We start from the raw sequence: 24,027 nt of genomic DNA, 5'->3' as shown, positions 1-24,027 counted from the left end.
TCTTATTCTTTTTTAGCCACAGATTATTATGATTAAAAAGATTTAAAAAAAACAGTTAGACGCACTCTACAGAAAAAAAACTCAGAACCTTAGCATCTCAGAACCTCAGAACCTTTTTTTCAAAATAGACTTTGTACCTTTGCCACTCTGAACCTTTGCACCTTAAAAAAATGTCTAGAAAAATAAAATTAATTTGGGATTTTCGAGGTCCGGCATCAGCAAAAACTGCTGAACATCACGAAATTCATTTGAAAGAATATATCGCTATCGAAAAACTTCCGCTAAATATTACCGGTTTTAAAATTGTAAACGACATGCATGCAACCGCTTTTATGGTTGTAACCGATGAAAATATGATTCAGGTAAGAGATGCTTTGAAACCGCATCGTGGGGAAATTTATTCCGAATAAAATTCCAATTTTTCAAATCCCAAATTCCAATCAATTGGAATGAATTCCAAAAAAAAATCCAAATTCCAAACTTTCTCAAGCATTGGAATTTGGAATTTATAAATTTTGGCATTTAACTTTAGTTCGCGACTTCGCTAATAAACTTAATACGCATTAAACGCAATTCATCTATATCATAATCGCCATCGAATTCTTTTAGTGCGTCTTCGATTTTGTCTGATTCTGATTCCATGAAATAATCGTGAATTTCTTCCTGCTGATCGTCGTCGAGCATATCATCAATCCAATATTTGATATTTAGTTTTGTCCCGGAATATACGATTTGCTCCATTTCTTTAATCAAAGCATCCATCGTTAACCCTTTTGCAGAAGCGATATCACTTAGAGGCAATTTCCTGTCAATATTTTGAATGATGTATAATTTGTTGGCGGAGTTTACTCCGGTAGACTTTACAACTAGATCGTCTGGGCGAATAATATCGTTATCTTCTACATATCTGCTAATTAAGGTAACAAATTCACTACCGTATTTTTTAGCTTTTCCTTCACCAACCCCATGAATATTGTATAATTCGGTTAATGAAATTGGATATTTTAAAGCCATATCTTCAAGAGAAGGATCCTGAAAAACAACAAACGGAGGAACGCCTAATTTTTTGGCTACTTTTTTACGAAGTTCTCGCAGCATTCCCATTAAAACTTCATCGGCAGTTCCAGAAGATTTTGATGATGCCACTATTGCTTCGTCATCGGCTTCGCTGTATTCATGATCTTCAGACATCATAAATGAAACCGGTTTTTTGATAAAATCTAAACCTTCTTGTGTAATTTTTATCACACCGTATGTTTCGATATCTTTTGATAAATATCCGGTTACTAAAACTTGTCTAAGTAATGCCATCCAATATTTTTCGTCATGGTCTGAACCAGAACCAAAATAAGACTGTGCATCTGTTTTATGTGCTTTAATAACCGCATTGATTCGGCCAATTAAAGTAAACACAATTTCTTTTGATTTGTAAATATGCTTGGTATCCCGAACAATTTCAAGAAGTTTAACAACTTGATCTTTGGCTTCAATTTTATTTTTAGGATTACGAACGTTATCATCCATGTCTGCCCCTTCTCCGGTTTCACTGTCGAATTCTTCTCCGAAATAATGTAATAGGAATTTTCTGCGTGACATTGAAGTTTCGGCGTAAGCCACAACTTCCTGCAAAAGTGCAAAACCAATTTCCTGTTCTGCAACTGGTTTTCCTGACATGAATTTCTCCAGTTTTTCTACATCTTTATAAGAGTAGTAAGCTAAACAATGTCCTTCTCCTCCATCGCGACCGGCACGACCCGTTTCCTGATAATAACTTTCTAAAGATTTTGGAATATCGTGGTGAATTACAAAACGAACGTCTGGTTTATCGATTCCCATTCCGAAAGCGATTGTTGCCACAACGACATCAACATCTTCCATCAAAAACATATCCTGATGTTTTGCTCTAGTTTTTGCATCTAAACCAGCGTGATAAGGAACAGCGCTGATTCCGTTTACTTGTAAAACTTCGGCAATCGATTCTACTTTTTTACGGCTTAAGCAGTAAATAATTCCAGATTTGCCTTTATGTTGTTTAATAAACCGAATAATATCTGATTCGATATTTTTCGTTTTAGTACGTACTTCGTAGTATAAATTTGGTCTGTTAAATGATGCTTTAAAAGTATTCGCATCAGACATATCCAGGTTTTTCAGAATATCTTCCTGAACTTTTGGGGTTGCAGTAGCGGTAAGTCCAATAATTGGTACTTTACCTAATTGTTTAATAATACTTCTCAGATTTCTGTATTCCGGCCTAAAATCATGTCCCCATTCTGAAATACAGTGAGCCTCGTCAATCGCAACAAAAGAAATGGGCACACTTTGTAAAAAGGCTACATATTCTTCTTTCGTTAAAGATTCGGGAGCAACATACAAGAGCTTGGTTAAACCCGAACTGATGTCTTTTTTTACTTGTGTAATTTCTGTTTTGGTAAGGGAGGAATTTAACACATGCGCAATTCCGGTTTCTGATGAGAGGCTTCGAATCGCATCTACCTGATTTTTCATCAAAGCAATTAAAGGAGAAACAACAATAGCCGTTCCGTCCTGAATTAAAGCGGGTAATTGATAACAAAGAGACTTACCGCCGCCCGTAGGCATAATTACGAAAGTATTCGTTTTACCTAAAATACTCGTAATGACTTGCTCCTGCAAGCCTTTAAATTGGCTAAAGCCGAAATACTTCTTTAATTCCTTGTGTATTTCAATTTCGTTTGAATTCATTCTTTATTTAAATGGATATTTTTGTATAAATTTGCAACACATAAAGATACAACTTTCTTTTATACATACAAATTTTAAATATTCTGTTTTGATCTCAAAAGAAAATATACTGGCAATCGCCAAAAAAACTATACTCTCTGAAAGTGAAGCAATTATAAAGTTAATTGATTTTCTGGACGAAAATTTCTTCGAAGCAACACAACGTATTTACGAAACTAAAGGCCGATTAATCGTTACCGGTATAGGAAAAAGCGCCATAATTGCTCAAAAAATGGTGGCTACTTTTAACTCCACCGGAACACCTTCAATGTTTTTGCACGCTGCAGAAGCTATTCATGGCGATTTAGGGATGATTCAAAATGATGATATCATTATCTGTATTTCAAAAAGCGGTAACAGTCCTGAGATTAAAGTTTTGGTTCCGTTATTAAAACGTTTTGGGAATACCTTAATTGCTATTACGGGAAATGTAACTTCATTCCTGGCTAAAGGTTCTGATTTTGTTTTAAACACAACGGTTGACACAGAAGCCTGCCCTATAAATTTAGCACCAACAAACAGTACTACAGCACAGCTTGTAATGGGCGACGCTCTGGCAGTTTGTTTAATGGAAATGCGCGATTTTAAACCCGAAGATTTTGCGGTTTATCATCCGGGAGGTGCTTTAGGAAAAAAACTTTTGCTTCGTGTAAAAGATATGATCGAGCATTCGTTAAAACCAGCTGTTTCTCCAGACACTTCTATCAAAAAAGCAATCTTCGAAATTTCTGAAAAAAGACTTGGTGTTACTGCAGTTATTGAAGACAATAAAATTGTTGGAATTATTACGGATGGTGACATCAGAAGAATGTTAAACGACCGCGATACTATAGCAGATTTAACAGCTAAAGATATTATGTCAAAAAATCCTAAATTAGTATCTTCAGAAACTATGGCAGTAGATGCTTTAAATATTTTAGAAGATTTTTCTATTACACAGCTTATCGTAGCTGACAACGGCGAGTACAAAGGAGTATTACATTTACATGACATTTTAAAAGAAGGAATCGTATAATGGCAAAGAAAAACCTTGGCGAGATGTCATTTTTAGACCATCTTGAAGAACTAAGATGGTTATTAGTTAGAAGTACAATTGCAATATGCATTATGGCATTTGTTACTTATTTTATCAGTGATTATTTATTTGATCAAATTATTTTAGGCCCCACAAGACCTAGTTTTTTTACTTATGTCTGGTTTTGTGATTTATCACATCAATTAGGTTTTGCGGATAGTATCTGCATTACCAAATTAAACTTTATCATTCAGAATACTGAAATGGAAGGTCAGGTTAACATATTCGTCTGGATGTGTCTTTTGGCAGGTTTCATATTAAGTTTCCCTTACATTTTATGGGAACTTTGGAAATTTATCAGTCCTGCACTTTATGAGAAGGAAAGAAAAAATGCTAAAGTATTCATATTCACTTCTTCCCTGCTTTTCTTTTTAGGAGTAATATTTGGTTATTATGTAGTAATACCAATGTCTGTGAATTTCGTAGCAACTTTCTCTATTAGTGAAATGGTAATCAATCAATTTACTTTAGACTCTTATATGGGAATGGTAAAAACGAGTGTTTTGGCCAGCGGATTGTTTTTTGAACTACCTATTATCATTTATTTCTTAACGAAACTAGGATTGGTAACTCCTGATTTTTTAAGAAAATATTGGAAATATGCTGTGATAATTATTCTAATTATTGCTGCAATTGTGACTCCGCCAGATGTTGTGAGCCAAACTATTGTAGCCATTCCAATGTTAATTATCTACGAAGTAAGTATCCTGATTTCAAAGATTGTTTATAAAAATAAATTGAAAGAAAATGTCTGAATTAATTCAAGAATTTAACGACTATCGTTCTAAAATGAACGAAAAATTATTGGCTGACAATAACAAAATTGTAAAGCGAATTTTTAATCTGGACACGAATGCGTATGCACCTGGAGCTCTTGATGTAAAAACAAAAGAACTTTTAGGTTTAGTTGCTTCGGCTGTTTTGCGTTGTGATGACTGCGTAAAATATCACTTGGAAACAAGTTATAAAGAAGGCGTTTCTAAAGAAGAAATGATGGAAGCAATGGGAATCGCAACTCTTGTTGGAGGAACAATCGTAATTCCGCATTTAAGAAGAGCTTACGAATTCTGGGAAGCTCTTGAGGAGCAAGGGAATTAGAAAATGAGACAATTAGTCAATTAGATAATTTTCTTGACAATATGTTAATTCATTTATTCTATTGATTTATTTTCTTTTATTTTGCCCAGTGGAGATATAATTATCTCATTATCAAATTGACATATTATCTAATTAAAAAAAATGAAGCTAAGAGCCGATAATTTAATCAAAACCTACAAAGGCCGAAGTGTTGTAAAAGGAATTTCTGTTGAAGTAAACCAAGGAGAAATCGTTGGGCTTTTGGGACCAAATGGTGCCGGAAAAACGACTTCTTTTTACATGATCGTGGGATTGGTAAAACCAAATTCAGGAAATATTTATCTTGATGATCTAAATATTACCGATTATCCTATGTACAAACGTGCACAGCAAGGAATTGGTTATTTGGCGCAGGAAGCTTCTGTTTTTAGAAAATTAAGTATTGAAGATAACATTTTGAGCGTTTTACAATTAACGAAACTTTCTAAAGAAGAGCAGATTGCTAAGATGGAAAGTTTGATTGAAGAATTCAGCTTAGAACATATTCGCACGAACCGCGGAGATTTACTTTCCGGAGGGGAACGTCGTCGTACCGAAATTGCCCGTGCATTAGCAACAGATCCAAAATTTATTTTATTGGACGAACCTTTTGCGGGAGTTGACCCGGTTGCGGTTGAAGATATTCAGAGAATTGTAGCGCAGTTAAAAAATAAAAATATCGGAATCCTGATTACGGATCACAACGTTCAGGAAACTTTAGCAATTACAGATAAAACATATTTAATGTTTGAGGGAGGAATCCTGAAAGCGGGAATTCCAGAAGAATTAGTAGAAGATGAAATGGTTCGCCGTGTTTATCTTGGACAAAACTTCGAACTTCGTAAGAAGAAGTTGGAATTCTAGAAGAAGTATTCAGTCGCAGTTTTCAGTCACAGTTATCTGAAAACTGTAAACTGCGACTGTAAACTAATTTTTAAATAATCTACGATGAAGTCAGAAAAACCAACTCAGGAAGATTACGACAATTGGCACAAAGATCCAAACAATTGGTATTTGGGATGTTTTTATTATAATCCGAAAGACAAACGATTGCTTCCGCCAAAAAGAATTCAATGGATGGGATATACAGTAAATTTTGCGAATCCTTATTCAGTATTAATTTTTCTAGCTTTCATTGCCTTAATTCCGCTAGCGCTTTTATTTTCAAAATAACCATAAAGTATTCAATCTCAATTTTCATTCTCGGCAAACTGAAAACTGCGACTGTAAACTCATTCAACGGTAATAAACTGCAGTTGTTCTATATCTCCATTATAAATATTAACATCAACTCTGTGTTTTATTCCGGGCAGAGAAGCTTTTTCTGTAAACTGCCAAAACAGCCAATCGTCTTCGATTTTTTCCCGGTAGAAATTGTAATTGGCAATCCAAAACAAATATTCTCCAAATTCTTCTTTTAAGAAATCAGAATAATATCTTTCTCCTGAATAAATTATCGGGCGCACCTGATAATGTTTTTCCACTTTAGTTAACCAACGTTTTAAACCTTTTTTTAAACTGTCCAAAGATTGATTTTTTGGTAATTTCTCTATATCTAAAACCGGAGGTAAATCTCCTTTTTGCAATTTTACGGTTTTAATAAAAAGATTGGCCTGTTCTATCGAGTTTTCGTTTGGACGATAATAATGATAAGCCCCGCGTATGATTTTATTTTCCTTCGCTCCGTGCCAATTACGTTTAAACTGACCATCAACACGATCGTTGCCGGCAGTTGCGCGAATAAAAACAAATTGTACGGGATATTTTTCATCTAAAATTTCAACTTCATCCCAATCTACTTTTCCCTGAAATTCAGACACATCAATTCCAACAACTTTTCCTTTATGATTTTCGAGAACGCGAATATTCCTCACATCAGAAAGATGTTTGTCTACCTCATCTTCATCTAAAACCTTTTCTGATTTAAATCCTAAATAATAAGCCAGTCCCTTGCGATAGTGATAAACAATTCCAATAAAAAGTAGCGCAAAGAAAATCAATAAAAGAGATCGAAAAAGCCTGCTTAGAAATGATCTCCCTGCTGGTTTTCTGGAATATGTTTTACGATAAGTCGTTTTTCTTGCCATTCGAATAAAACTACTTTTTTTTCAAAAACAAATTATTTACGATCGATAGTAAAACGTAAAAAATGATGATTAATGGAACGGCTCCAAAATGGAATAATAAAAGTAAAACGAAAGAAATTAAAAGAAATACGATCTGCAAAGCATTATCTTTCAAATTAAACTTCTTTACTTTTAAAGAGAACAACGGGATTTCGGCATTCAAAATATAAGCACTGCATAAAGTGATCACTAATAAAACATATTGGTTTGTCAGGATCTCAAGCAATAATAAAGAATCTGAAAACTTTAAAACTAACGGAAGACTCAAAATAAAAAGAGAATTTGCCGGAGTTGGCAATCCTATAAATGAATCTGTCTGACGTGTATCAATATTGAAATTAGCCAAACGATAGCAGGAACCTAAAGTTACAATAAATCCTAAAAACGGAATAAATGCATTTGTTCCTAATTCGTGTGCGCTGTTTGTAAATAAACTGTACATAACGTAACCCGGAGCAACTCCGCTGGTTACCATATCTGCCAAAGAATCTAACTGCAAACCAAGCGGGCTTGAAACTTTGAATAATCTAGCGAAAAAACCATCAAAAAAATCAAAAAAGATTCCGAGACAAACCATGTAAAAAGCCATTTCGTAATTGGCTTCGGAAATAAAAACTATTGCAACGCAGCCACAAAAAAGATTAATTAATGTAATTAAATTCGGAATGTGTTTTTTAATATTCATGTCTTATAAATTTTGATAATCTTGGAGAACAAATTTAGCATAATATGCACATGAAAAACGTGTTTTCGCAATTGTTTTTTATTTGAAATTCTAACTTTCGCAATATTTCTAAAAAGGAAGAAATTAGATGGGTAAAATATTATATTTTTGATGAAAATTAAAAACAGACGTCAGTCTGCAAAAAAACAGCTTTTGAAAAAACTTTCTGCGTTTTTATTATTTTGGAGTTTTACTTCGCAATATGCACAAACCGTTCGAAAATATTCGAATGAGTTTATGAATATTGGTGTTGATGCAGCAGCGTTGGGAATGTCGAGTGCTGTTACAGCTTCGACTAATGACGTAAATGCTGTTTACTGGAATCCGGCTGGTTTAACACATCTGGAAGATCATCAAATTTCGTTAATGCACGCCAGTTATTTTGCCAATATTGCGCAATACGACTTTATTGGGTATGCAAGTCCTATTGATGATCGAAGTGCCTGGGGAATTTCGATGATTCGTTTCGGTGTTGATGACATTATGGACACGACTCAATTAATCGACAGTCAGGGTAATATTGATTATAACAGAATTCGTTTGTTTTCTACTGCCGATTATGGTTTTACTTTTTCATACGCCAGAAAACTTCCTGTTGAAGGATTTCAATATGGTGTAAATGCAAAAATCATCCGAAGAGTTATTGGAAAATTTGCCAATTCATGGGGCTTTGGTTTTGATGTTGGACTTCAATTTGAACATAATGACTGGAAATTCGGATTGATGTTGCGCGATATTACAACAACTTACAATGTTTGGAATATTGATGAGGAAGAATACGAAAAAATCGCAAATGCTATTCCGGGAGAAAATAATGAATTACCTGAAAGTACCGAAATCACTTTACCAAAGGCACAATTAGGAGTTTCTAAAAAATTCGAATTTCATGACGATTACAGTCTTTTGGCAGCTGGAAATTTGAATATGCGTTTTGAGCAGACAAATGATATTATTTCGTCTAAAGTTGTGAGTATCGATCCGGCACTTGGTTTTGAATTTGGTTATACAGATATTGTTTTTTTAAGAGCCGGAGCGGGAAATTTTCAGAATGTGATGCAATTGGATAATACTGAAAAACTAAGTTTTCAGCCTAATATTGGTCTCGGTTTTAAATACAAAGGCATTCAGATTGATTATGCTTTAACTGATTTAGGAAATCAAAGTGCAGCTTTGTATTCTAATATTTTCTCTATAAAAGTTGATCTTGGTATTTTTAGATAATAAACTTCTTAAAATTTTAAATTATGAAAAAAGTCCTTTTACAAAAAACACTTTTTAGTTTACTATTATTACTAAGTTTTACTATTGGCTTTGGCCAAAATATACCATTATCAAAATATTCTAGAATAAGCTTGATTACCTGCGGGTTAGGAAACGAAACGTATTCTTATTTTGGACACACTGCTATTCGCGTGGCAGACCCGATAAACAATCTTGATGTAGTTTACAATTACGGTGCTTTTGATTTTAGAACACCCAATTTTGTTGCCAAATTTACTAAAGGTGACTTGCAGTATTTTGTAGTTGCTCATTCATTTGCAGATTTCTTAAATGATTATACTTATGAAAAAAGAAGTGTTTTTGAGCAGGAATTACTTCTTTCTCCAGAATTAAAACAGAAACTTTTTGACAGACTAAACGCTGTTTTACTATCTAACGAACGCTACTATACTTATAAATTTATTGACAAGAACTGTACATCGATGGTTGTTGATGTCATTAATTCAGCGTTGGGTGGAAATGTAATTGTAAAAAAGAAAGATACTGATAAAACATACCGCTCTGTTTTGTTTCCTTATTTTAAAGGTCATTTTTATGATCAATTGGGGACAAGTATTATTTTTGGAACTAAAGTTGATCAATTAGCGACTAGAATTTTTCTGCCTTTTGAATTAAAAAACAGTTTAGATGAAACCACTTTTCAAGGCCATCTTTTAGCAGGAAAGACTAAAACACTTTTAAGTTTTGAAAAAGAAACTCCAACGTCATGGTGGAACAACATCTATACTTATTTGTTTATTTTAGGATTTGTGGTTGTTGTACACAATAAAATTGTAGATAAAATCTATCTTTTGGTTTTATCGTTAATGGGAATCTTTTTTGTTTCGGTTGGATTTTATTCTTTTCACCAAGAACTGGCGATGAATTATAATGTGTTATTGTTTAGTCCGTTCTTATTGCTTTTGATTTTCTTTTCGATTGCAAATAATAAAAGATGGACTTATAGATTTGCTGTTTTACATTTAATTTTCCTAATTGTTTACAGCCTATTTATGATCAATAAGGCACATTTGTTAATTGTACTGCCAATGATCATTACAAATGGTTTTGTTCTGGTAAGAGTTGTGATACGAAACGTAAAACGCATCCCGATAATAATCTAATACTTTATTGGCCTCTGTAAAATAAAACAGTCGTAATTGTTTTAAAAGTAATACTCAAATCAAGAAAAACGCTTCTATGCTTGATATAATATAGATCGTATTGAAGTTTTATTAAGCTCTCATCAATCGATTCTCCATAGGAGTAATTTACTTGTGCCCAGCCGGTAAGTCCTGGCTTTATTACATGGCGGGTTTCATAAAAAGGCATTACTCTGGCGATTTCCTCTACAAAAAATGGTCTTTCAGGTCTAGGCCCTATTACAGCCATATCTCCTTTTAAAACATTGAAGAATTGCGGTAATTCGTCTATTCTGGATTTGCGCATGAATTTGCCAAAGGGTGTAATTCTTTTATCATTAAAAACGGCAAAAACAGCACCATTTGTTTCAGAAGCTTCAATCATGGTTCTGAATTTATAAATTTTAAAAACATTCCCGTTCTTACCAACGCGATCTTGTGTATAAAAAAGACTGCCTTTGTTTCCGAGAAGATTTGCGATAAAAATAAAAGGAATGAAAACCGTGCAGATTATTAAGCCAGTAAAAGAGAACAACAGTTCTAAGAAACGTATTAAAAATAAATACAATTTATTGTTATTACTACGGCTGAAAGGAAAGAAACGATAAAAATCCCGAGCTATATAATGTACGGGAATACGCTGTGTTTTGCTTTCATAAACCTGTGTATATTCCCTAATAACATTTCCAGATTCTAATAAATGAAGTAATTGCTGGTATAAATCTGCCGTGATTCCATCTGTTTTTTGGGAGGCAATTACAATTTCAGAAACGCTGTTTTTTATTACAAAATCTTCTAATTCACTTTTATCAATTTCTTTTACATAGTGAAATTCTACATTTTCTTCAGAAATAGAATCAGAATTAACAAATCCAATAATTTTATAATGCGGGTCAACGTTTTCTAATCCTAAGACTAATTCCTCCACCTGATCCTGATCACATATTAAAACTACATTTTGTGAAAAACGATGAGATGCCAGAAATAATGCATAAAAGAAACGCCATAATAACACAACTAGTAATATTGTTAAATAAAAAATCAATATTATCAATCGCTGTTTTGGAAGTTCCGGAGATAAAACAGGTGTAAGCAGGTATACCAGAACAGTAGTGGAAACTGAAAGAACAACACTTTTAAGTATTTGAAACTGATTACTTGCAATCTGCAAATTATACATTTCGAAAATTGTCCCAAAAATGAACAAATAACCAACAAGTATAATGGGTCTGTAAATAATTTCAATTTCTAAAGCAAAATAATGATAATCAAAAAAGAAACTTAAAAAATACAATGCAGACAAAACGAAAATAGCATCAAAAGCAAAAAGCAAAACTTTTCGTTCTGAAATTTCAAAATGCATTTTATTAGTTGAACGCATATTATGGTAGGTTTAGGGGCTTAAACTTGGAGCAAATGTATTATAAAAAACGAAATTTATTTTAGGTTATTACTTGTTTTTTCAGGAATTTTTATGTGAACGGAAAGCAGCATCATTGCGTATACAAAAGCTGGGGCTGCGATACGCATTGCTGCATGATTTATTGTTAAAAGCCAAAAAACAAAAAAGGATAAAAAATATAAATGCTGGCGATTATTAATATAAAGTATAAAAGGAGGTATAAAAAGCAATAAAAGTCCAAAAATGCCAAATATACCATGCTCGCTAAGCATTCGGGATATTTCATTGTGTGAAGCAACTGCCTGTCCTAATGATTCTTCACGCAATTTTTTTCCAATTCCGGCACCAACACCTAAAATTGGATTATCTAAAAAAAGTTTAAAATCAGCATCCATAATAGCTTCTCTTCCTCCTAATCTATCTTTTTTCACACGTCCTTTTGCATCCTGATTCGCATACCGTTTTTCGATAAGACCTCTTGTCTGTAATGAACTATATGCCCAGGTTCCAACTCCCATTGACCCAATCAAAATAAAGATTAAGATAAACTTCTTTTTTGCTTTTCCGTTTGAAAAGTAATACAAAAAAAGAAGTGAAAGACCAATCATGGCTGCACCCGTAATAACACCTCCTCTGGAAAAAGTTACTATCCCTCTATAACTAATGAAAATTAATATTAAAATATTCAATAAAACAATTCTTTTTGATTTTGAAAACAATATCAATTGTGTAAAAAAGATAAACATTCCTAAACCTAGTATAGTCGAAACCTGATTAGGCCCAAATCCTCCTGAAGTTTCAAAATTGGAACTTGTTCCCGTTACTACATCTTTTACGCTGGGATTATATAAGAAAAGATAAACTACAGTTGTAATTATTGGCATTCCCATGGTAGTCAAAATATTCTGTAAATCTGAAAACAGGATTCTTCTTTTATACATATATATAGAAGAAATTGCCAGACAAAATGGTCCCGACAAATTAAAAACTAGGGCCTTTTTAATATCTGTATCTAAATCAGCTTCAGCAAGTGCTATGAAAATACCAGGTATTAAAAAAACAATAAAAAGAACATATATTAAGGCATTTATAGAAAAGTTGCTATAAATCATGCCTAAAAACATAAAAATAATTACGCAAAGTTTTATGTATTCATTATTTAAATTACCACCTGTCATTCGCAAGAAAACCTCTGCCCCAACCAAATACGCCGCGACAAAAAGCACTTCATTGTTTTTGTTCTTATTACGGCTAACAATATAAAGTCCTACAATAGGAATTAAAAGTGCATAAATTTTTGACAAAAAAGGAATTGCAAAAACTGCCAATGCAATTACAGCATGAATTAAAATTAGAAAACTGTAAGAGAAGGATAGTTTTTTCATTAATTTATTTTTTTATATTCAGACATTAATTTTTCGATTACAACTTTTTCTGAATAATTCTTCATAACTGATATTCTAAAATTATCTGCCGTTGTCTTCCTAAACTGTTCTTCTTTTATCATTTTTTCTAATTGAACTTTCAACTCAAAATCATTAAAAGGACTAAACACTAACCCTGTGACTTCATGTTGAATAATTTGCGAACAAAAACCAACATTGGTAGAAACAACTCCCAAATTGCTCATAGCGTATTCTAATAATGCAACAGGAAAGCCTTCTTCTGTAGAAGCTAAAACTCCTATGTCTGCTTGCGATAAAATATTTTTAACATCTTTTCTTTCTCCATACAAATGTATATGCTTTTCTAATGCATTATATTTTATAAAACTTTTTAATGAATTTGAATATTCATCTAAGTAATCTCTTCCTATTAAATGGAGTGTCCAATCTGAGTCTTGTAATTTTAAATCCAAAAAAGTTTTCAAAATTAAGATATGGTTTTTAGGATTTTTCAAATTTGCCAAAACAACAATTCGTTTTCCTTCTATGCCTTTCAAACTTGTAATTTGATTATCATTCTTTTCTTCAATAGTAAAATTAGGAATAAAAACTACTTTTTTACATAGCATTGTTTTCTGACTCCAGTTTCTTAATTGATAATTAACTACAAAAATGGATGAAAAAAAAACAGATAAAAAAATTAAAACCTTATTTTGTTTCCACGTTTCATTAACCCGGCTTCCATAATGATCATGCCATACAATTTTAATTTTAACAAAAGTTAGTTTGACTAAAACAGCCGTAAAAAAAGAAGAGCTATGAGCATGAATAATCGTAACTTTATTATCAAGTATATATCTTCTTAATTTAAAGATAGCTTTAAGGTCTATTTTTTTCTTCTTGTTTAAAAATAAATAGGAAACATTTTCATTTATTTGATGAATTAGCTCTCCTTCTTTTCTTGTTGCAATTAAGCCGGAAAAAGTTATTTCTTTTGAAAGTGCATTTGCATAATTAACAGCCATTCGCTCTGCCCCTCCAGATTCTAAAGAATCTATTAATTGTACTATTCTCATTTTTGTAACAGCTTTTTAATTTCAAGTTCAAAAATTTCTGTTGTATAATATTGAGACCAATCAGCAGCATTTTTACTCAGTTCTAAGAAATTATTTTCGTTTAAAACCTTATTAATTTGACTTACATCTTTCTCTAAATCCATTTCGAGCATAATTCCTCTTTTTCCATAATCCAACATATAAGGAACACATGAAACTTTTGTAGCCGCGGGAACGCAGCCCCAAAACATTCCTTCTGCAATAGCTTTGGGCCATCCTTCACTTTTAGAAGGCAGAATCACAAAGTGACTTTCCTGATATGCAGTTTTTACGATTTCTTTGGTTTGATTACCATTTAGAAAAATAATGCTGTCAAGTTTATTATTTGTTATGTATTGATGTAAAACATTTCCTTCTGCACCATCACCATATAAATTCAAAATAACATTTTTTCCCTTTTTAGCTAATCCTTGAACTATGTTTACTGCATACATTGGATTTTTTCCTGAAACTAAACTTCCAACAAAAATAAATTTTATGATAGGATCTAAAGACGGCTTTTCTATTTGAATTTTCTCCAATTCAGAATAAGTCGCTGTAAAGAAAGGTTTAATATTTTTAGATTGTTTATTCCAGTCACCATAAACTAAAACCGTCATGTTTTTAGTCAAAAAAGTATTATTTAAAATACGTTTTTGCAATTTATAAGTCCATGGTTGTTTACTTTGGGGATCCCAATTTCCTGCATATTTTACGGTTTTTATTTTTCCGGGAAATAATATCTGGACAAAACAGCCTAGTAAACCCATATTTCCTGGGCATCTTAAGTGAATATGATCTGCGTTTTTCATTGCCCAAAATATGCTCCAAAGAATTACTGGAATTTTAACTATTGAGAATAATATATTCTTAAAACTGATAAAGCTAAAATCAGATACTTTTCTAAATTCAATTTGGTTATGAATATAAGCAATGTCGATGTCTGTTGGATTGGCCTTAATTAATGGAGCAACTATTATTGTTTTATCTACGTATTTAAACCAAATGTTCATTTCACGTACATAAGGTGCGTAACCAAAAAACTGTCCGTTATCCTCAACATGATTGACATTTGTAATAATTGCAAATTTCATTTCAATATTTCTTTAGAAAAATTAAAACAATATTTTTCAATACTAAATTTGTCTAAGTAAGTTTTTCTAGAATTAATTGCCATTTTAGGTTGGAGAATAAAGTCATCTTCGACTCTTTTAAATAATAATTTTATAGATTCAATAGTTGCATCAAATTTAAAACATTCCTTCCCGTCTTCCAGATAGTGAGTTAATCCCGTTGTATTTGATATTAACAAAGGCGTATTATTCATCATAGATTCTAATCCAACTGTAGGTAGGTTATCAATTTTTGATGGTATTATTGCGAAGTGACTATTTTGAAGATATTGATCAATCTCAGTATATTTTAGTGCGCCAAAATATCTGATTGAATTTTCGTCTTTGATTAATTCTTTAATTTCTGATTCTAACCCCCCGTTTCCGGCAATATTCAAAATAATCTTCGAAGATTGATTCTCTTTCTGATAAATTTTAAATGCTTCAATTAATTCTATTATTCCCTTTGAGTGAGCGAGTCTGCCTAAAAAAGAAACAACAATTGCATTTCCATTAATAGTTTTTGAGTTTGAAAACCTATCTTTCATCGGATTTAAAACAACTAATCCTTTTTTAGAATGATAGTTTTTTTCAAAATCCGTTTTAGCCAATTCTGAAGGACAAATTACTACATCACAAAACAGTTTATAGAATACTTTCTTTCTGAGAAATAAAATATCTTTTTTTAATTTCATCTTTTTATTATCTAACTCAATTTGTTCCATTAGGGTATGATAATAAGCAAATGTTCGGATTTTATTTAATGATAATAATTTTGATATCCCGATAGTAATATTAGCTCCAACAAAATGACCAATTACCACATTTGGTTTGTATTTAAAATATAATCTGGAAAACCAAACAGCATCTTTTAATGAAGTTGGCCGGTTTTCAGATGGCCATGAACATATTATTATTTCGCCTTTTTCTTTTTTGATTATTTCAGTTTGAGAAAAATAAGGTCTATAAGAAATAAAAACAACTCTATTACCTTGATCTGCCAAATAATTAGCTAATGAGAAACTAATTACGGCAAATGAATTTTCATTGTAATTATGAGCTATTAAAATGGTTTTCATAAACCTAATTTATTTAATGTATTGAGTGATTATAGATTTGAAGAAATCAACATTTTGCTTAAAAATCTGTTCTAACGCATATTTTTGAAGTACAAATTCCCTTGCCTTTTTTCCAATTGTTTTTGCTTCTTGTTCATTCGAAAGAAACCAAATAATTTTTTCAGCAATATCTTCAGGACTATGTGGATCGCATAATAATCCTGTTTTATAATCTTCAATAGCTTCTGGACCTGGTCCTAATTTTGTAAAAACCACTACTTTTTCCATTGCCATAGCTTCTGGGGCAACTAATCCCTGGGTTTCCATATGAGAAGGGAACACACATACTGATGCCTCAGAATATGCTTTTGGGATATTCGAATAAGAAATAACTCCTTGAAAATGAATATCTTTTACCAGTCCTCCTAACTTTGGCAGCTCCTTTTCTTTTAACATTTTTATATATGATGTGCCATCTGCGAAAAACCAATCTCTTCCATAAATTTCAAGCGCGGCATCAGGAAATTCTTTTTTAACAAAGGGAAAAGCCTGAATTAATTGACGTATTCCTTTTTTCTCACAAACTGTTCCTGCAAATACAATTTTGTTTTGAATTTCATTTTCATGAATGGGTTTAAAAAAATCAGTATCAATAGGATTGCTGATGTATGCTATTGGCTTATTATTATAACTCAAATATTTCTCCGTATGTTTTTTTACATATTGAGAAACTGCAATAAAAGCATCGGCTTTCTTAAAAGATCTTTTTTCCTGAAATCCTTTCCATTTATTAATTTTTCTGTTTTCGCCTTCGGCAAAAAAATGATGTCCTCCATGAAGACGAATAATATATTTTATGTCTTTTATTTTTGATATGAAGGCAAAACCAAGTTCGGAAGATTCTATAATTTGTATAGGATTCTGTTTATGAATTTCAATAATTTTTTGAGTTATAGCTTTTGAGTTAAAATACCATGAAAATCCTTTAACAGTACTTTTCTTTAGTCGATAAACATTAACTCCTTCTACAACTTCTGTTTCCTCGTTTGGAGTATAATTAATACCAATAACAGATACTTGAATATCCTTTTTCACTAATGCTGCTGCTAGTGTTTTAACAAAACTACCAATTCCGCCATGTGGAAATCCTTGTTTTGGAAATTCGTTAGTTAGGAAACAAATATGCATTTATGAATGTTTTTTAATAAACTCCTCTATTGAAAGATAGAAATCATTTACAGATTGTTTTACCTTTTCATCTGACCAATCCCACCAGCTAATTTTATTCAAAGCATCTATAATTTCCGGGTTGTGTTTGTATTTAATTATTTTGGCCGGAACGCCCGCTGCAATTGCATAATCAGGAATATCACTTGAAACAACAGCTCCAGACATTATTGTAACTCCATTTCCAATTTTTACACCTGGTAAAATTGTGGCATTCATTCCAATCCAAACATCATTTCCTACTACTATATCAGCCTTCTTAGCTTTTATTTTATTACTTATATCTCTAACTCTGTAAGGTATTTCATTAATTATTACTTCATCATTTTTTTCCAAAATTTCATGAAACAAAGGAAATGAAGTAACTTCACTTTCTGTGTGAAAACCAGAGTCACAAATGAAATTTACATCATTTGCTATGGAGCAGTATTTACCAATTTTTAAGCTCGAATCATTATACCATTTCCAGACAAAAGCTCCATTATCGTAAGTTTTATTTCCAACAACTGCCCATTTTGCATCTTTTAAATAGATATTATTTTTTCCTTTTAAATAATTATAGTAATTAATTCCTAAAAGGCGCCATAGTAGTTTTCTAATGTATAAAATCATCAGCTTTAATTTTAAGTGTTTTTTATAACATTTGAAATGTTAGAAGCAATATTGTTTTCTTTTCCAACAACAATTTCATACCAATTTTTTAGAGGTGTTATTGATTTCCAATTTTTTTTATGAATAATTTTATCAATAATCTCTTCTTTACTGTTGAGCCAAATTACAGCATTAGTATCTTGCATGCTCCTAAAATGCTGAAATTGGTAAATTGTTTTTACTGACCAGTTTTTATCCCCTTGATTTTGTTGATCATAATTAATAAAAACGCAAGGTTTGTCAAACTTTCCAAAATCAAAAGCCATCGTCGAGCCTACGTTAACTACTATATCAGAATAAAATACCGTGCTTACTAATAATTTAACATCTTCAAAAGTTGGATAAACTGTATTCCATTCTTTTGATTTACTGAAATACCATAAAGGCGGTGCTTCTTTAATTAAATCTTTATACTGCTTTATAATTGCGTCAAATCTTCCCGAAAAATCGACTGGACATCTTCTTAAAAGGATTTGATATTCGTTCTGTAAATTTGCTTTGATAATTTCTTCGGCAATATCTTTTAGATATTCCGGATCATCAGGGGAAGTTTTTGTATCGTCGCCAGAAAAGCAGATGATTTTTTTATTTAAATCTAAATTGTATTTCTTGTAGAAAGTATTCTTATCTATTATATTTTTTTCTTCATTGTAAAACTCAAACTGCGGGGTTCCGGTTACATAAATATCTTTTGATAGTATTTCAGGATAGTATAATTTTAATTCATTCTTCATATAATCAGACCACACTAAATAATTGTTTGCTCTCAGGGCTAATCTTGCTTTTGGTAAATTATCCCATGAATAAATTACGGTGCTTGTTTGAATTCCTAAATCTGCCGCTGCCGCAAAAACAGGAGCTGCACTTAAAGCTCTTTGATGCGAACAAAAAACATGATTGATTTGTGTGTCTTTTAAAAGATTTATTACTTCATTGTAAAATGGATTTTTACGAATTGCTTTTTGATAGCTTTTTTCCAGTTTCAAAATGCTCGAATATTTTTTAAAAAAAACAGATGATACTTCAATTGTTCTGTAAAATATCTTTTTAGACAATCCTTTTTGTTTCCAATTCCAATTAGTTAGTAAACTTGGATTATTGACCTTAGAATTATTATAATATAATCTCGAAAGACAGATTAATTCTCTTAAAAACTTCTCTTTAACTGATTCTTTATAATTAGGAATTAAAATTTCTTCATTAATTGCAGTGCTTTCTTTTATTGCCGTTATAGTTTCTGGATCGAAATTATGAAACAAGATTATATCTTCTTCTAAATTATCAAAAACATTAGAGTAGAGATAGTTTCTAATACCAACGCCATCTGGAAACAGTAATACAATTTTATTTTTCTCCATTGAAAGATTATTTTTTGAAAAAATCTTTTAAAATTCTGGCAGTAAACATTTTTGCTCCAGTATCTGTCATATGTCCGCAAGATGAAAAATATTTATTTTCAACTACTACGTTTTCATAATTATAAATTTCAGGATATGCTTTTTTTACCTTTTCAAAATAATTCATTCCAATAACATTTTCGCACATTGGCGTCATAACCGGGATAAAATTGATATTATGAATCTTGCAGATATTTTTAATCTCTTCGTAATATTTGTTATGTGTTAATGGTTTTAAATTGACAATATTATTTTTCATATTGCCATTTTTGTGTTTTACAAGTGGGTAATATCCTAAATTATCTAATGTGTTTGTCTGCTCTTTTTTTAAAATTTTAAAAGCTTCTCTAAAACCTATTTTACCGTCGTATTTTATATATCTGTAAAATGGGACATAATACAATTCATTAAAATCTGGTTCGTTTACAAAATGATTTCTAATTGTTTCTGAATTATGAATATAGGGTAAGAATTTCGCCGAAATTCCTTCGGACTGATGATCGTTTGAAAGATTTAAATCGGCTTCCAGAATAACATTTTTAATTTCATATTTTCTTTCTATCATTAGCTTTAACATTAATGAAGCTTCAAATAAATGTCCGCCGCTCATTCCATAATTAAATGTTTTGAGCCCTTTTTCTTCAAACATTTGAGCTACAAAATGATTATTTGCTCTGGAAGACCCCAAAATAACAACATCATACTTTTGAGCTTTTGAATTAAAAACTTTTTCAATTTTACCTCTATTATTAGAATGCAAAAAAATATACGTATAGAGTCCGTCTAGTAGAAATGCTATAAGTACAGTTACTAAAATAATTTTAGTGATATAGATTAAAAACTTCTTCATTAAAATTGGAAATATATAAATTCTTTATAATCTGAAAAAGTTCCAAAAGCCATAATAGCTAAAATTGCCAGAGCCGTTTTTAATGTGCTCCATTTTCCAGAAAGCGGTTCTACTTTACTGCGATTATTCCATTCGATTAAAACAAATATTCCAATCATAAGCAGCAATTCGTAACTATAGCGTTCGTTATCTAAATACTGAAAACTAAAATCTTTGCTGGTAATAATTCGTTTTAAATACAAAACAGCATCTGTAATCGTTTTGGCTCTAAAAAACACCCATGCAATACAGGTTAATGCAAATGTGTAAAGTATGCTAAAGAACACTTTTACAGAATCAAAATTAAATTTGAGCTGAATTGTGTCCATGTTATTTCGATTGCTGTTTGAAAGAAGCAACGGAAGGAAATAAACGGCATTTATGAATCCCCAAGCCAGGTATGTCCAATTTGCACCATGCCAAAAACCACTCACAACAAAAATGATGAATGTGTTTCTGATTTTCATCCATAATCCGCCTTTACTTCCTCCTAACGGAATATATAAATAATCTCTAAACCAGGAAGAAAGTGAAATATGCCAGCGGCGCCAAAACTCTGCTATATCTCTTGAAAAGTATGGATAATTGAAGTTTCTCAATAAATCTAAACCAAACAATTTGGATACTCCAAGTGCGATATCTGAATATCCTGAAAAGTCTCCATAAATTTGAAAAGCAAAATATATAGCTCCTAAAATAAGTGAGAAGGAATTCATTGAAGTATAATTATCAAAAATAGCATTTGCATAAGTTGCACAAGTATCTGCAATAATTACCTTTTTTACTAAACCCCAAATAATTTGATAAACTCCTTGTTTTGCATTTTCTAAATCAAACTCGCGTTTAACTTTTATTTCTGGGAGTAAGTGTGTCGCTCTTTCGATTGGTCCGGCAACTAAGAGCGGAAAATAACTCACAAATAAGGAATAATCTACAAAATTATATTCGGCTTTTATTCTTTTAAAATAAATATCGATGACATAAGAAAGTCCGTGGAAGGTGTAAAATGAAATTCCGACTGGTAAAATTACATTTAATAATAATGGACTTGCTTTGAGCCCAACGTTATTTAATAATTCAGAAAATGAGGCTGCAAAAAAGTTGTAGTATTTAAATATTCCTAAAAACCCCAGATTGACTAAAACACTTAACCAAAACCAAAATTTTCGGTTTCTCTCTGATTTTCCTTTTTCAATTTGAATTCCTGTATAGTAATCCAGAAATGTTGAAAAAACTAAAAGAAATAAAAATCTCCAATCCCAACAAGAATAGAAGTAGTAGCTGGCAATAATTAATAAAGCATTCTGCGTGCTTTTGTTTTTATTAAAAACAAACCAATACAGGAAAAAAACGATTGGTAAAAAGATAGCAAACGCTATAGAATTAAAAAACATAAGTGCTTAAAGTGGATTAGTAAAAAGATATTATATATCTCTAAATTGTTTTTGGTGATTGAGCTGCCAAATATCGTCTTTCTTTATTGATTGCAAAAACAATTCATTGCTGTTTCCTTGTCCAAAATCATTTTCTGAAACCTGAACTTTATGAGAATCTATTTTTGAAAGTGCTTGTTTTATGTTTTTTTCTGAGTAATCCACATTTATAATATCGGCATGAATAGCTCTATTTTGCTGGCGTGTTCCTATGTTTATTATTGGTATTCCATAATAAGGAGCTTCACGAATTCCGGCGCTGCTGTTACCTATTATAAATTGACTATTTTTTAATAATGTTAAAAAGTACTCAAATCTTAGAGATGGAAAAATCCTAAATCGTTTATTTTCTTCCAGTCTTTTAAATTCATCAATTATAAATTGGCTTCCTAAATCATTATTAGGAAAAATAACGATGTAATTATGATTATCCTCCAATAAACAATCAACAAAAGTATTCGCATACTCTTTCATTGAATTAAATTCTGTTGTAACCGGATGAAACATTACTATCGCAAATTCATTAAATGAAATTCCGTAGTACTTTTTAGCTGTCTCAAGGGATGGTAAATTGGTAGAAAACATAATATCTATATCTGGAGAACCAATGGTAAATATAGATTCTTTTACTTCTCCCATTTGAATTAATCTCCTTGCTGCTTCCTTGTTAGATACAAAGTGTATATGACTTAGTTTACTAACACTATGGCGAATTAATTCATCAACAGTTCCTGAAACTTCGCCGCCTTCTATATGGGCAACTAAAATGTTATTTAAAGATCCCACAATGGCACCGGCAAGAGTTTCTACCCGATCTCCGTGTACTACAATCATATCCGGATTTATTGACTTGCAAAAGTTTGACAATCCTTCAATGGTTTTTGCCAATGTCAAATCCATTGTAGTTTCGTGCGTATGATTTTCAAAAGTAAAAACATTAGTAAAATTACAGCGCTCAATTTCTATCAGAGTATATCCATAAATTTCCTGCAGATGCATACCCGTAACAAAAACAAAAACTTCAAAATCTTGTTGTTCTTCAAGAGTTTGAATTAGTGATTTTATTTTTCCGAAATCTGCGCGAGTGCCGGTAAGAAATACTATTTTTTTTGTAGAATTACTCAAAATCAGTAAAATCTAATTGCTCATCATTTTCAATATCACGCAAAGCTTTTTTACCTATTAAATCATTAAAATGCTCCGCTAGAATTTTACCAGTTCCCGGGCGCTTAACCCAAATATTTTCTTTAGATAAAATTTCGCCTTTTTTAATTGATTTTATAGCACAAACAGTAGCAAAAGCAAAATCAATTGTAACTTGTTCTTCAAGAGCAGGTTTTTTAGTTCCACCTCGCATTAAGGCAATTTCTGCACTTGAAACAATTAATTCTCCACATGCTTTTTCATCCATACTGCAAACAATATCCGGGCCTGTTCGCTGCATGTGGTCTGTAAAATGTCTTTCTAAAATACTCGCTCCAAGTGCAACTGCACCTAGACAAGCATTATTATTTAAAGTATGATCACTTAATCCAAATACTTTATTTGGAAATGCCTGGTGAAGTTCGACCATTGCACCAAAACGAACTAAATGAATGGGAGTGGGATATAAATTTGTGGTATGTAATAAAGCAACCGGAATATTATGTTTATCAAAAATCGCGACGGCTTTTTGAATACTTTCTATTGTATTCATTCCTGTACTTAAAATTACAGGTTTACCAAATGAGGCAATATGTTCTAACAATGGATAATTATTGCATTCTCCCGAACCAATTTTATAGGCCGGAATGTCAAATTTCTTTAATCTCTCGGCAGCTGCTCTTGAAAAAGGCGTTGAAATAAAAATCATGCCTTTGCTTTCCACATAATTTTTTAGTTCTAGCTCATCAGATTCATTTAATGAACATCTTTCCATAATTTCATAAATAGAAACATCTGCATTTCCCGGAATCACTTTTTTTGCTGCGCCAGACATTTCATCTTCTACAATATGAGTTTGGTGTTTTACAACCTCAACTCCTGCGCGGTGTGCTGCATCAACCATTTCTTTGGCAACTTGTAACGATCCCTCGTGGTTAATTCCGATTTCTGCAATAACTAAAGGTGGAAAATCTGGACCAATTTTACGACCTGCAATTTCTATGTATGGATTCATTATTTTTAAAATTTG

Annotated in this window: 23 protein-coding genes; 8 read left to right on the top strand and 15 right to left on the bottom strand. The window is 31.7% G+C overall.

Features of this window, described 5'->3' with window-relative positions; all coding sequences use genetic code 11:
* The first annotated feature begins 170 nt into the window (after positions 1–170).
* Positions 171–410, top strand: a complete 240-nt coding sequence (locus ASD98_RS04565) for a hypothetical protein (RefSeq protein ID WP_056200805.1) — start codon at positions 171–173, stop codon at positions 408–410.
* Between the two features lie 118 nt (positions 411–528).
* Here ASD98_RS04565 and recQ read toward each other — a convergent pair whose 3' ends face one another.
* The gene (recQ, locus tag ASD98_RS04560; protein WP_056200801.1) at positions 529–2,724 is read right to left on the bottom strand and encodes a DNA helicase RecQ; all 2,196 of its coding nucleotides are present in this window, start codon (positions 2,722–2,724) and stop codon (positions 529–531) included.
* Between the two features lie 88 nt (positions 2,725–2,812).
* On the opposite strand from recQ, the gene ASD98_RS04555 reads away from it, so the two are divergent.
* The 5 genes from ASD98_RS04555 (at position 2,813) to ASD98_RS04535 (ending at position 6,127) form a co-directional block, all read left to right on the top strand.
* Positions 2,813–3,778, top strand: coding sequence for an SIS domain-containing protein (locus tag ASD98_RS04555; protein ID WP_056203182.1), 966 nt, complete (start codon positions 2,813–2,815; stop codon positions 3,776–3,778).
* Positions 3,778–4,593, top strand: a complete 816-nt coding sequence (tatC, locus tag ASD98_RS04550; RefSeq protein ID WP_056200798.1) for a twin-arginine translocase subunit TatC — start codon at positions 3,778–3,780, stop codon at positions 4,591–4,593. Before ASD98_RS04555 ends, tatC begins: the two co-directional genes overlap by 1 nt.
* Positions 4,586–4,936 carry a carboxymuconolactone decarboxylase family protein gene (locus ASD98_RS04545; RefSeq protein ID WP_056200795.1) on the top strand — a complete coding sequence of 117 codons (351 nt, stop codon included), beginning with the start codon at positions 4,586–4,588 and terminating at the stop codon, positions 4,934–4,936. The genes tatC and ASD98_RS04545 overlap by 8 nt, the downstream gene beginning before the upstream one ends.
* A 141-nt stretch (positions 4,937–5,077) precedes the next feature.
* Entirely contained in the window at positions 5,078–5,818 is a 741-nt protein-coding gene (lptB, locus tag ASD98_RS04540; protein ID WP_007803831.1) for an LPS export ABC transporter ATP-binding protein, read from the top strand.
* Between the two features lie 84 nt (positions 5,819–5,902).
* Positions 5,903–6,127, top strand: coding sequence for a DUF5808 domain-containing protein (locus ASD98_RS04535; protein WP_056200793.1), 225 nt, complete (start codon positions 5,903–5,905; stop codon positions 6,125–6,127).
* 59 nt (positions 6,128–6,186) lie between these two features.
* On the opposite strand, the gene ASD98_RS04530 is transcribed toward ASD98_RS04535, so the two are convergent.
* Together ASD98_RS04530 and ASD98_RS04525 are read right to left on the bottom strand one after the other, a co-directional pair.
* Entirely contained in the window at positions 6,187–7,041 is an 855-nt protein-coding gene (locus tag ASD98_RS04530) for a glycoside hydrolase family 25 protein (protein WP_056200791.1), read from the bottom strand.
* A gap of 10 nt (positions 7,042–7,051) precedes the next feature.
* On the bottom strand, positions 7,052–7,765 hold the full coding sequence (locus tag ASD98_RS04525; RefSeq protein ID WP_056200789.1) for a phosphatidylcholine/phosphatidylserine synthase: 714 nt from the start codon (positions 7,763–7,765) through the stop codon (positions 7,052–7,054).
* A gap of 276 nt (positions 7,766–8,041) precedes the next feature.
* On the opposite strand from ASD98_RS04525, the gene ASD98_RS04520 reads away from it, so the two are divergent.
* Positions 8,042–9,025, top strand: a complete 984-nt coding sequence (locus tag ASD98_RS04520; RefSeq protein WP_056203179.1) for a PorV/PorQ family protein — start codon at positions 8,042–8,044, stop codon at positions 9,023–9,025.
* A 23-nt stretch (positions 9,026–9,048) separates the two neighbouring features.
* Positions 9,049–10,188 carry a DUF4105 domain-containing protein gene (locus ASD98_RS04515; protein WP_056200787.1) on the top strand — a complete coding sequence of 380 codons (1,140 nt, stop codon included), beginning with the start codon at positions 9,049–9,051 and terminating at the stop codon, positions 10,186–10,188.
* 4 nt (positions 10,189–10,192) lie between these two features.
* Here the strand turns inward: ASD98_RS04515 and ASD98_RS04510 are convergent, their stop codons facing one another.
* The 12 genes from ASD98_RS04510 to neuB are packed head-to-tail and all read right to left on the bottom strand — an operon-like array spanning position 10,193 to position 24,012.
* A complete protein-coding gene (locus ASD98_RS04510; protein WP_056200784.1) occupies positions 10,193–11,587 on the bottom strand; it encodes a sugar transferase in 1,395 nt (464 codons plus the stop codon).
* A 56-nt stretch (positions 11,588–11,643) separates the two neighbouring features.
* The gene (locus ASD98_RS04505) at positions 11,644–12,993 is read right to left on the bottom strand and encodes an O-antigen ligase (protein ID WP_056200782.1); all 1,350 of its coding nucleotides are present in this window, start codon (positions 12,991–12,993) and stop codon (positions 11,644–11,646) included.
* Positions 12,993–14,069 (bottom strand): glycosyltransferase, encoded by a 1,077-nt coding sequence (locus tag ASD98_RS04500; RefSeq protein ID WP_056200779.1) that lies wholly within the window; start codon positions 14,067–14,069, stop codon positions 12,993–12,995. Before ASD98_RS04500 ends, ASD98_RS04505 begins: the two co-directional genes overlap by 1 nt.
* The gene (locus ASD98_RS04495; RefSeq protein ID WP_056200776.1) at positions 14,066–15,181 is read right to left on the bottom strand and encodes a glycosyltransferase; all 1,116 of its coding nucleotides are present in this window, start codon (positions 15,179–15,181) and stop codon (positions 14,066–14,068) included. The genes ASD98_RS04500 and ASD98_RS04495 overlap by 4 nt, the downstream gene beginning before the upstream one ends.
* The gene (locus tag ASD98_RS04490) at positions 15,178–16,278 is read right to left on the bottom strand and encodes a glycosyltransferase family 4 protein (protein ID WP_056200773.1); all 1,101 of its coding nucleotides are present in this window, start codon (positions 16,276–16,278) and stop codon (positions 15,178–15,180) included. Before ASD98_RS04490 ends, ASD98_RS04495 begins: the two co-directional genes overlap by 4 nt.
* 9 nt (positions 16,279–16,287) lie before the next feature.
* Positions 16,288–17,445: a glycosyltransferase family 4 protein gene (locus ASD98_RS04485; protein WP_056200772.1), complete on the bottom strand. Its 1,158-nt coding sequence runs from the start codon at positions 17,443–17,445 to the stop codon at positions 16,288–16,290.
* Positions 17,446–18,096 (bottom strand): CatB-related O-acetyltransferase, encoded by a 651-nt coding sequence (locus ASD98_RS04480; RefSeq protein WP_056200768.1) that lies wholly within the window; start codon positions 18,094–18,096, stop codon positions 17,446–17,448.
* An 11-nt stretch (positions 18,097–18,107) separates the two neighbouring features.
* Positions 18,108–19,493: a hypothetical protein gene (locus ASD98_RS04475; RefSeq protein WP_056200763.1), complete on the bottom strand. Its 1,386-nt coding sequence runs from the start codon at positions 19,491–19,493 to the stop codon at positions 18,108–18,110.
* Between the two features lie 7 nt (positions 19,494–19,500).
* Entirely contained in the window at positions 19,501–20,382 is an 882-nt protein-coding gene (locus ASD98_RS04470) for a hypothetical protein (protein ID WP_056200760.1), read from the bottom strand.
* The gene (locus ASD98_RS04465; RefSeq protein ID WP_056200755.1) at positions 20,382–21,815 is read right to left on the bottom strand and encodes an MBOAT family protein; all 1,434 of its coding nucleotides are present in this window, start codon (positions 21,813–21,815) and stop codon (positions 20,382–20,384) included. Before ASD98_RS04465 ends, ASD98_RS04470 begins: the two co-directional genes overlap by 1 nt.
* A 30-nt stretch (positions 21,816–21,845) precedes the next feature.
* Positions 21,846–22,979 carry a UDP-N-acetylglucosamine 2-epimerase gene (gene neuC, locus ASD98_RS04460; RefSeq protein WP_056200752.1) on the bottom strand — a complete coding sequence of 378 codons (1,134 nt, stop codon included), beginning with the start codon at positions 22,977–22,979 and terminating at the stop codon, positions 21,846–21,848.
* Complete coding sequence (gene neuB / locus ASD98_RS04455) at positions 22,972–24,012, bottom strand: N-acetylneuraminate synthase (RefSeq protein WP_056200749.1); 1,041 nt, start codon at positions 24,010–24,012, stop codon at positions 22,972–22,974. Before neuB ends, neuC begins: the two co-directional genes overlap by 8 nt.
* Positions 24,013–24,027 lie beyond the last annotated feature (15 nt).

This window comes from Flavobacterium sp. Root186 (assembly GCF_001428525.1).
Lineage (GTDB): Bacteria > Bacteroidota > Bacteroidia > Flavobacteriales > Flavobacteriaceae > Flavobacterium.
The sequence above is the reverse complement of the archived record's forward strand: the minus strand, read 5'-3'. Positions and strand labels throughout refer to the sequence as shown.

Coding starts and splice junctions, on each gene's coding strand:
- ASD98_RS04490 (WP_056200773.1), bottom strand. CDS start 16,278: ATGAAAACCATTTTAATAGCTCATAATTACAATGAAAATTCATTTGCC.
- ASD98_RS04475 (WP_056200763.1), bottom strand. CDS start 19,493: ATGGAGAAAAATAAAATTGTATTACTGTTTCCAGATGGCGTTGGTATT.
- ASD98_RS04510 (WP_056200784.1), bottom strand. CDS start 11,587: ATGCGTTCAACTAATAAAATGCATTTTGAAATTTCAGAACGAAAAGTT.
- ASD98_RS04515 (WP_056200787.1), top strand. CDS start 9,049: ATGAAAAAAGTCCTTTTACAAAAAACACTTTTTAGTTTACTATTATTA.
- ASD98_RS04485 (WP_056200772.1), bottom strand. CDS start 17,445: ATGCATATTTGTTTCCTAACTAACGAATTTCCAAAACAAGGATTTCCA.
- neuB (WP_056200749.1), bottom strand. CDS start 24,012: ATGAATCCATACATAGAAATTGCAGGTCGTAAAATTGGTCCAGATTTT.
- ASD98_RS04545 (WP_056200795.1), top strand. CDS start 4,586: ATGTCTGAATTAATTCAAGAATTTAACGACTATCGTTCTAAAATGAAC.
- ASD98_RS04530 (WP_056200791.1), bottom strand. CDS start 7,041: ATGGCAAGAAAAACGACTTATCGTAAAACATATTCCAGAAAACCAGCA.
- ASD98_RS04535 (WP_056200793.1), top strand. CDS start 5,903: ATGAAGTCAGAAAAACCAACTCAGGAAGATTACGACAATTGGCACAAA.
- ASD98_RS04495 (WP_056200776.1), bottom strand. CDS start 15,181: ATGAAATTTGCAATTATTACAAATGTCAATCATGTTGAGGATAACGGA.
- tatC (WP_056200798.1), top strand. CDS start 3,778: ATGGCAAAGAAAAACCTTGGCGAGATGTCATTTTTAGACCATCTTGAA.
- ASD98_RS04470 (WP_056200760.1), bottom strand. CDS start 20,382: ATGAAGAAGTTTTTAATCTATATCACTAAAATTATTTTAGTAACTGTA.
- ASD98_RS04505 (WP_056200782.1), bottom strand. CDS start 12,993: ATGAAAAAACTATCCTTCTCTTACAGTTTTCTAATTTTAATTCATGCT.
- recQ (WP_056200801.1), bottom strand. CDS start 2,724: ATGAATTCAAACGAAATTGAAATACACAAGGAATTAAAGAAGTATTTC.
- lptB (WP_007803831.1), top strand. CDS start 5,078: ATGAAGCTAAGAGCCGATAATTTAATCAAAACCTACAAAGGCCGAAGT.
- ASD98_RS04480 (WP_056200768.1), bottom strand. CDS start 18,096: ATGATTTTATACATTAGAAAACTACTATGGCGCCTTTTAGGAATTAAT.
- ASD98_RS04500 (WP_056200779.1), bottom strand. CDS start 14,069: ATGAGAATAGTACAATTAATAGATTCTTTAGAATCTGGAGGGGCAGAG.
- ASD98_RS04520 (WP_056203179.1), top strand. CDS start 8,042: ATGAATATTGGTGTTGATGCAGCAGCGTTGGGAATGTCGAGTGCTGTT.
- ASD98_RS04565 (WP_056200805.1), top strand. CDS start 171: ATGTCTAGAAAAATAAAATTAATTTGGGATTTTCGAGGTCCGGCATCA.
- ASD98_RS04525 (WP_056200789.1), bottom strand. CDS start 7,765: ATGAATATTAAAAAACACATTCCGAATTTAATTACATTAATTAATCTT.
- ASD98_RS04465 (WP_056200755.1), bottom strand. CDS start 21,815: ATGTTTTTTAATTCTATAGCGTTTGCTATCTTTTTACCAATCGTTTTT.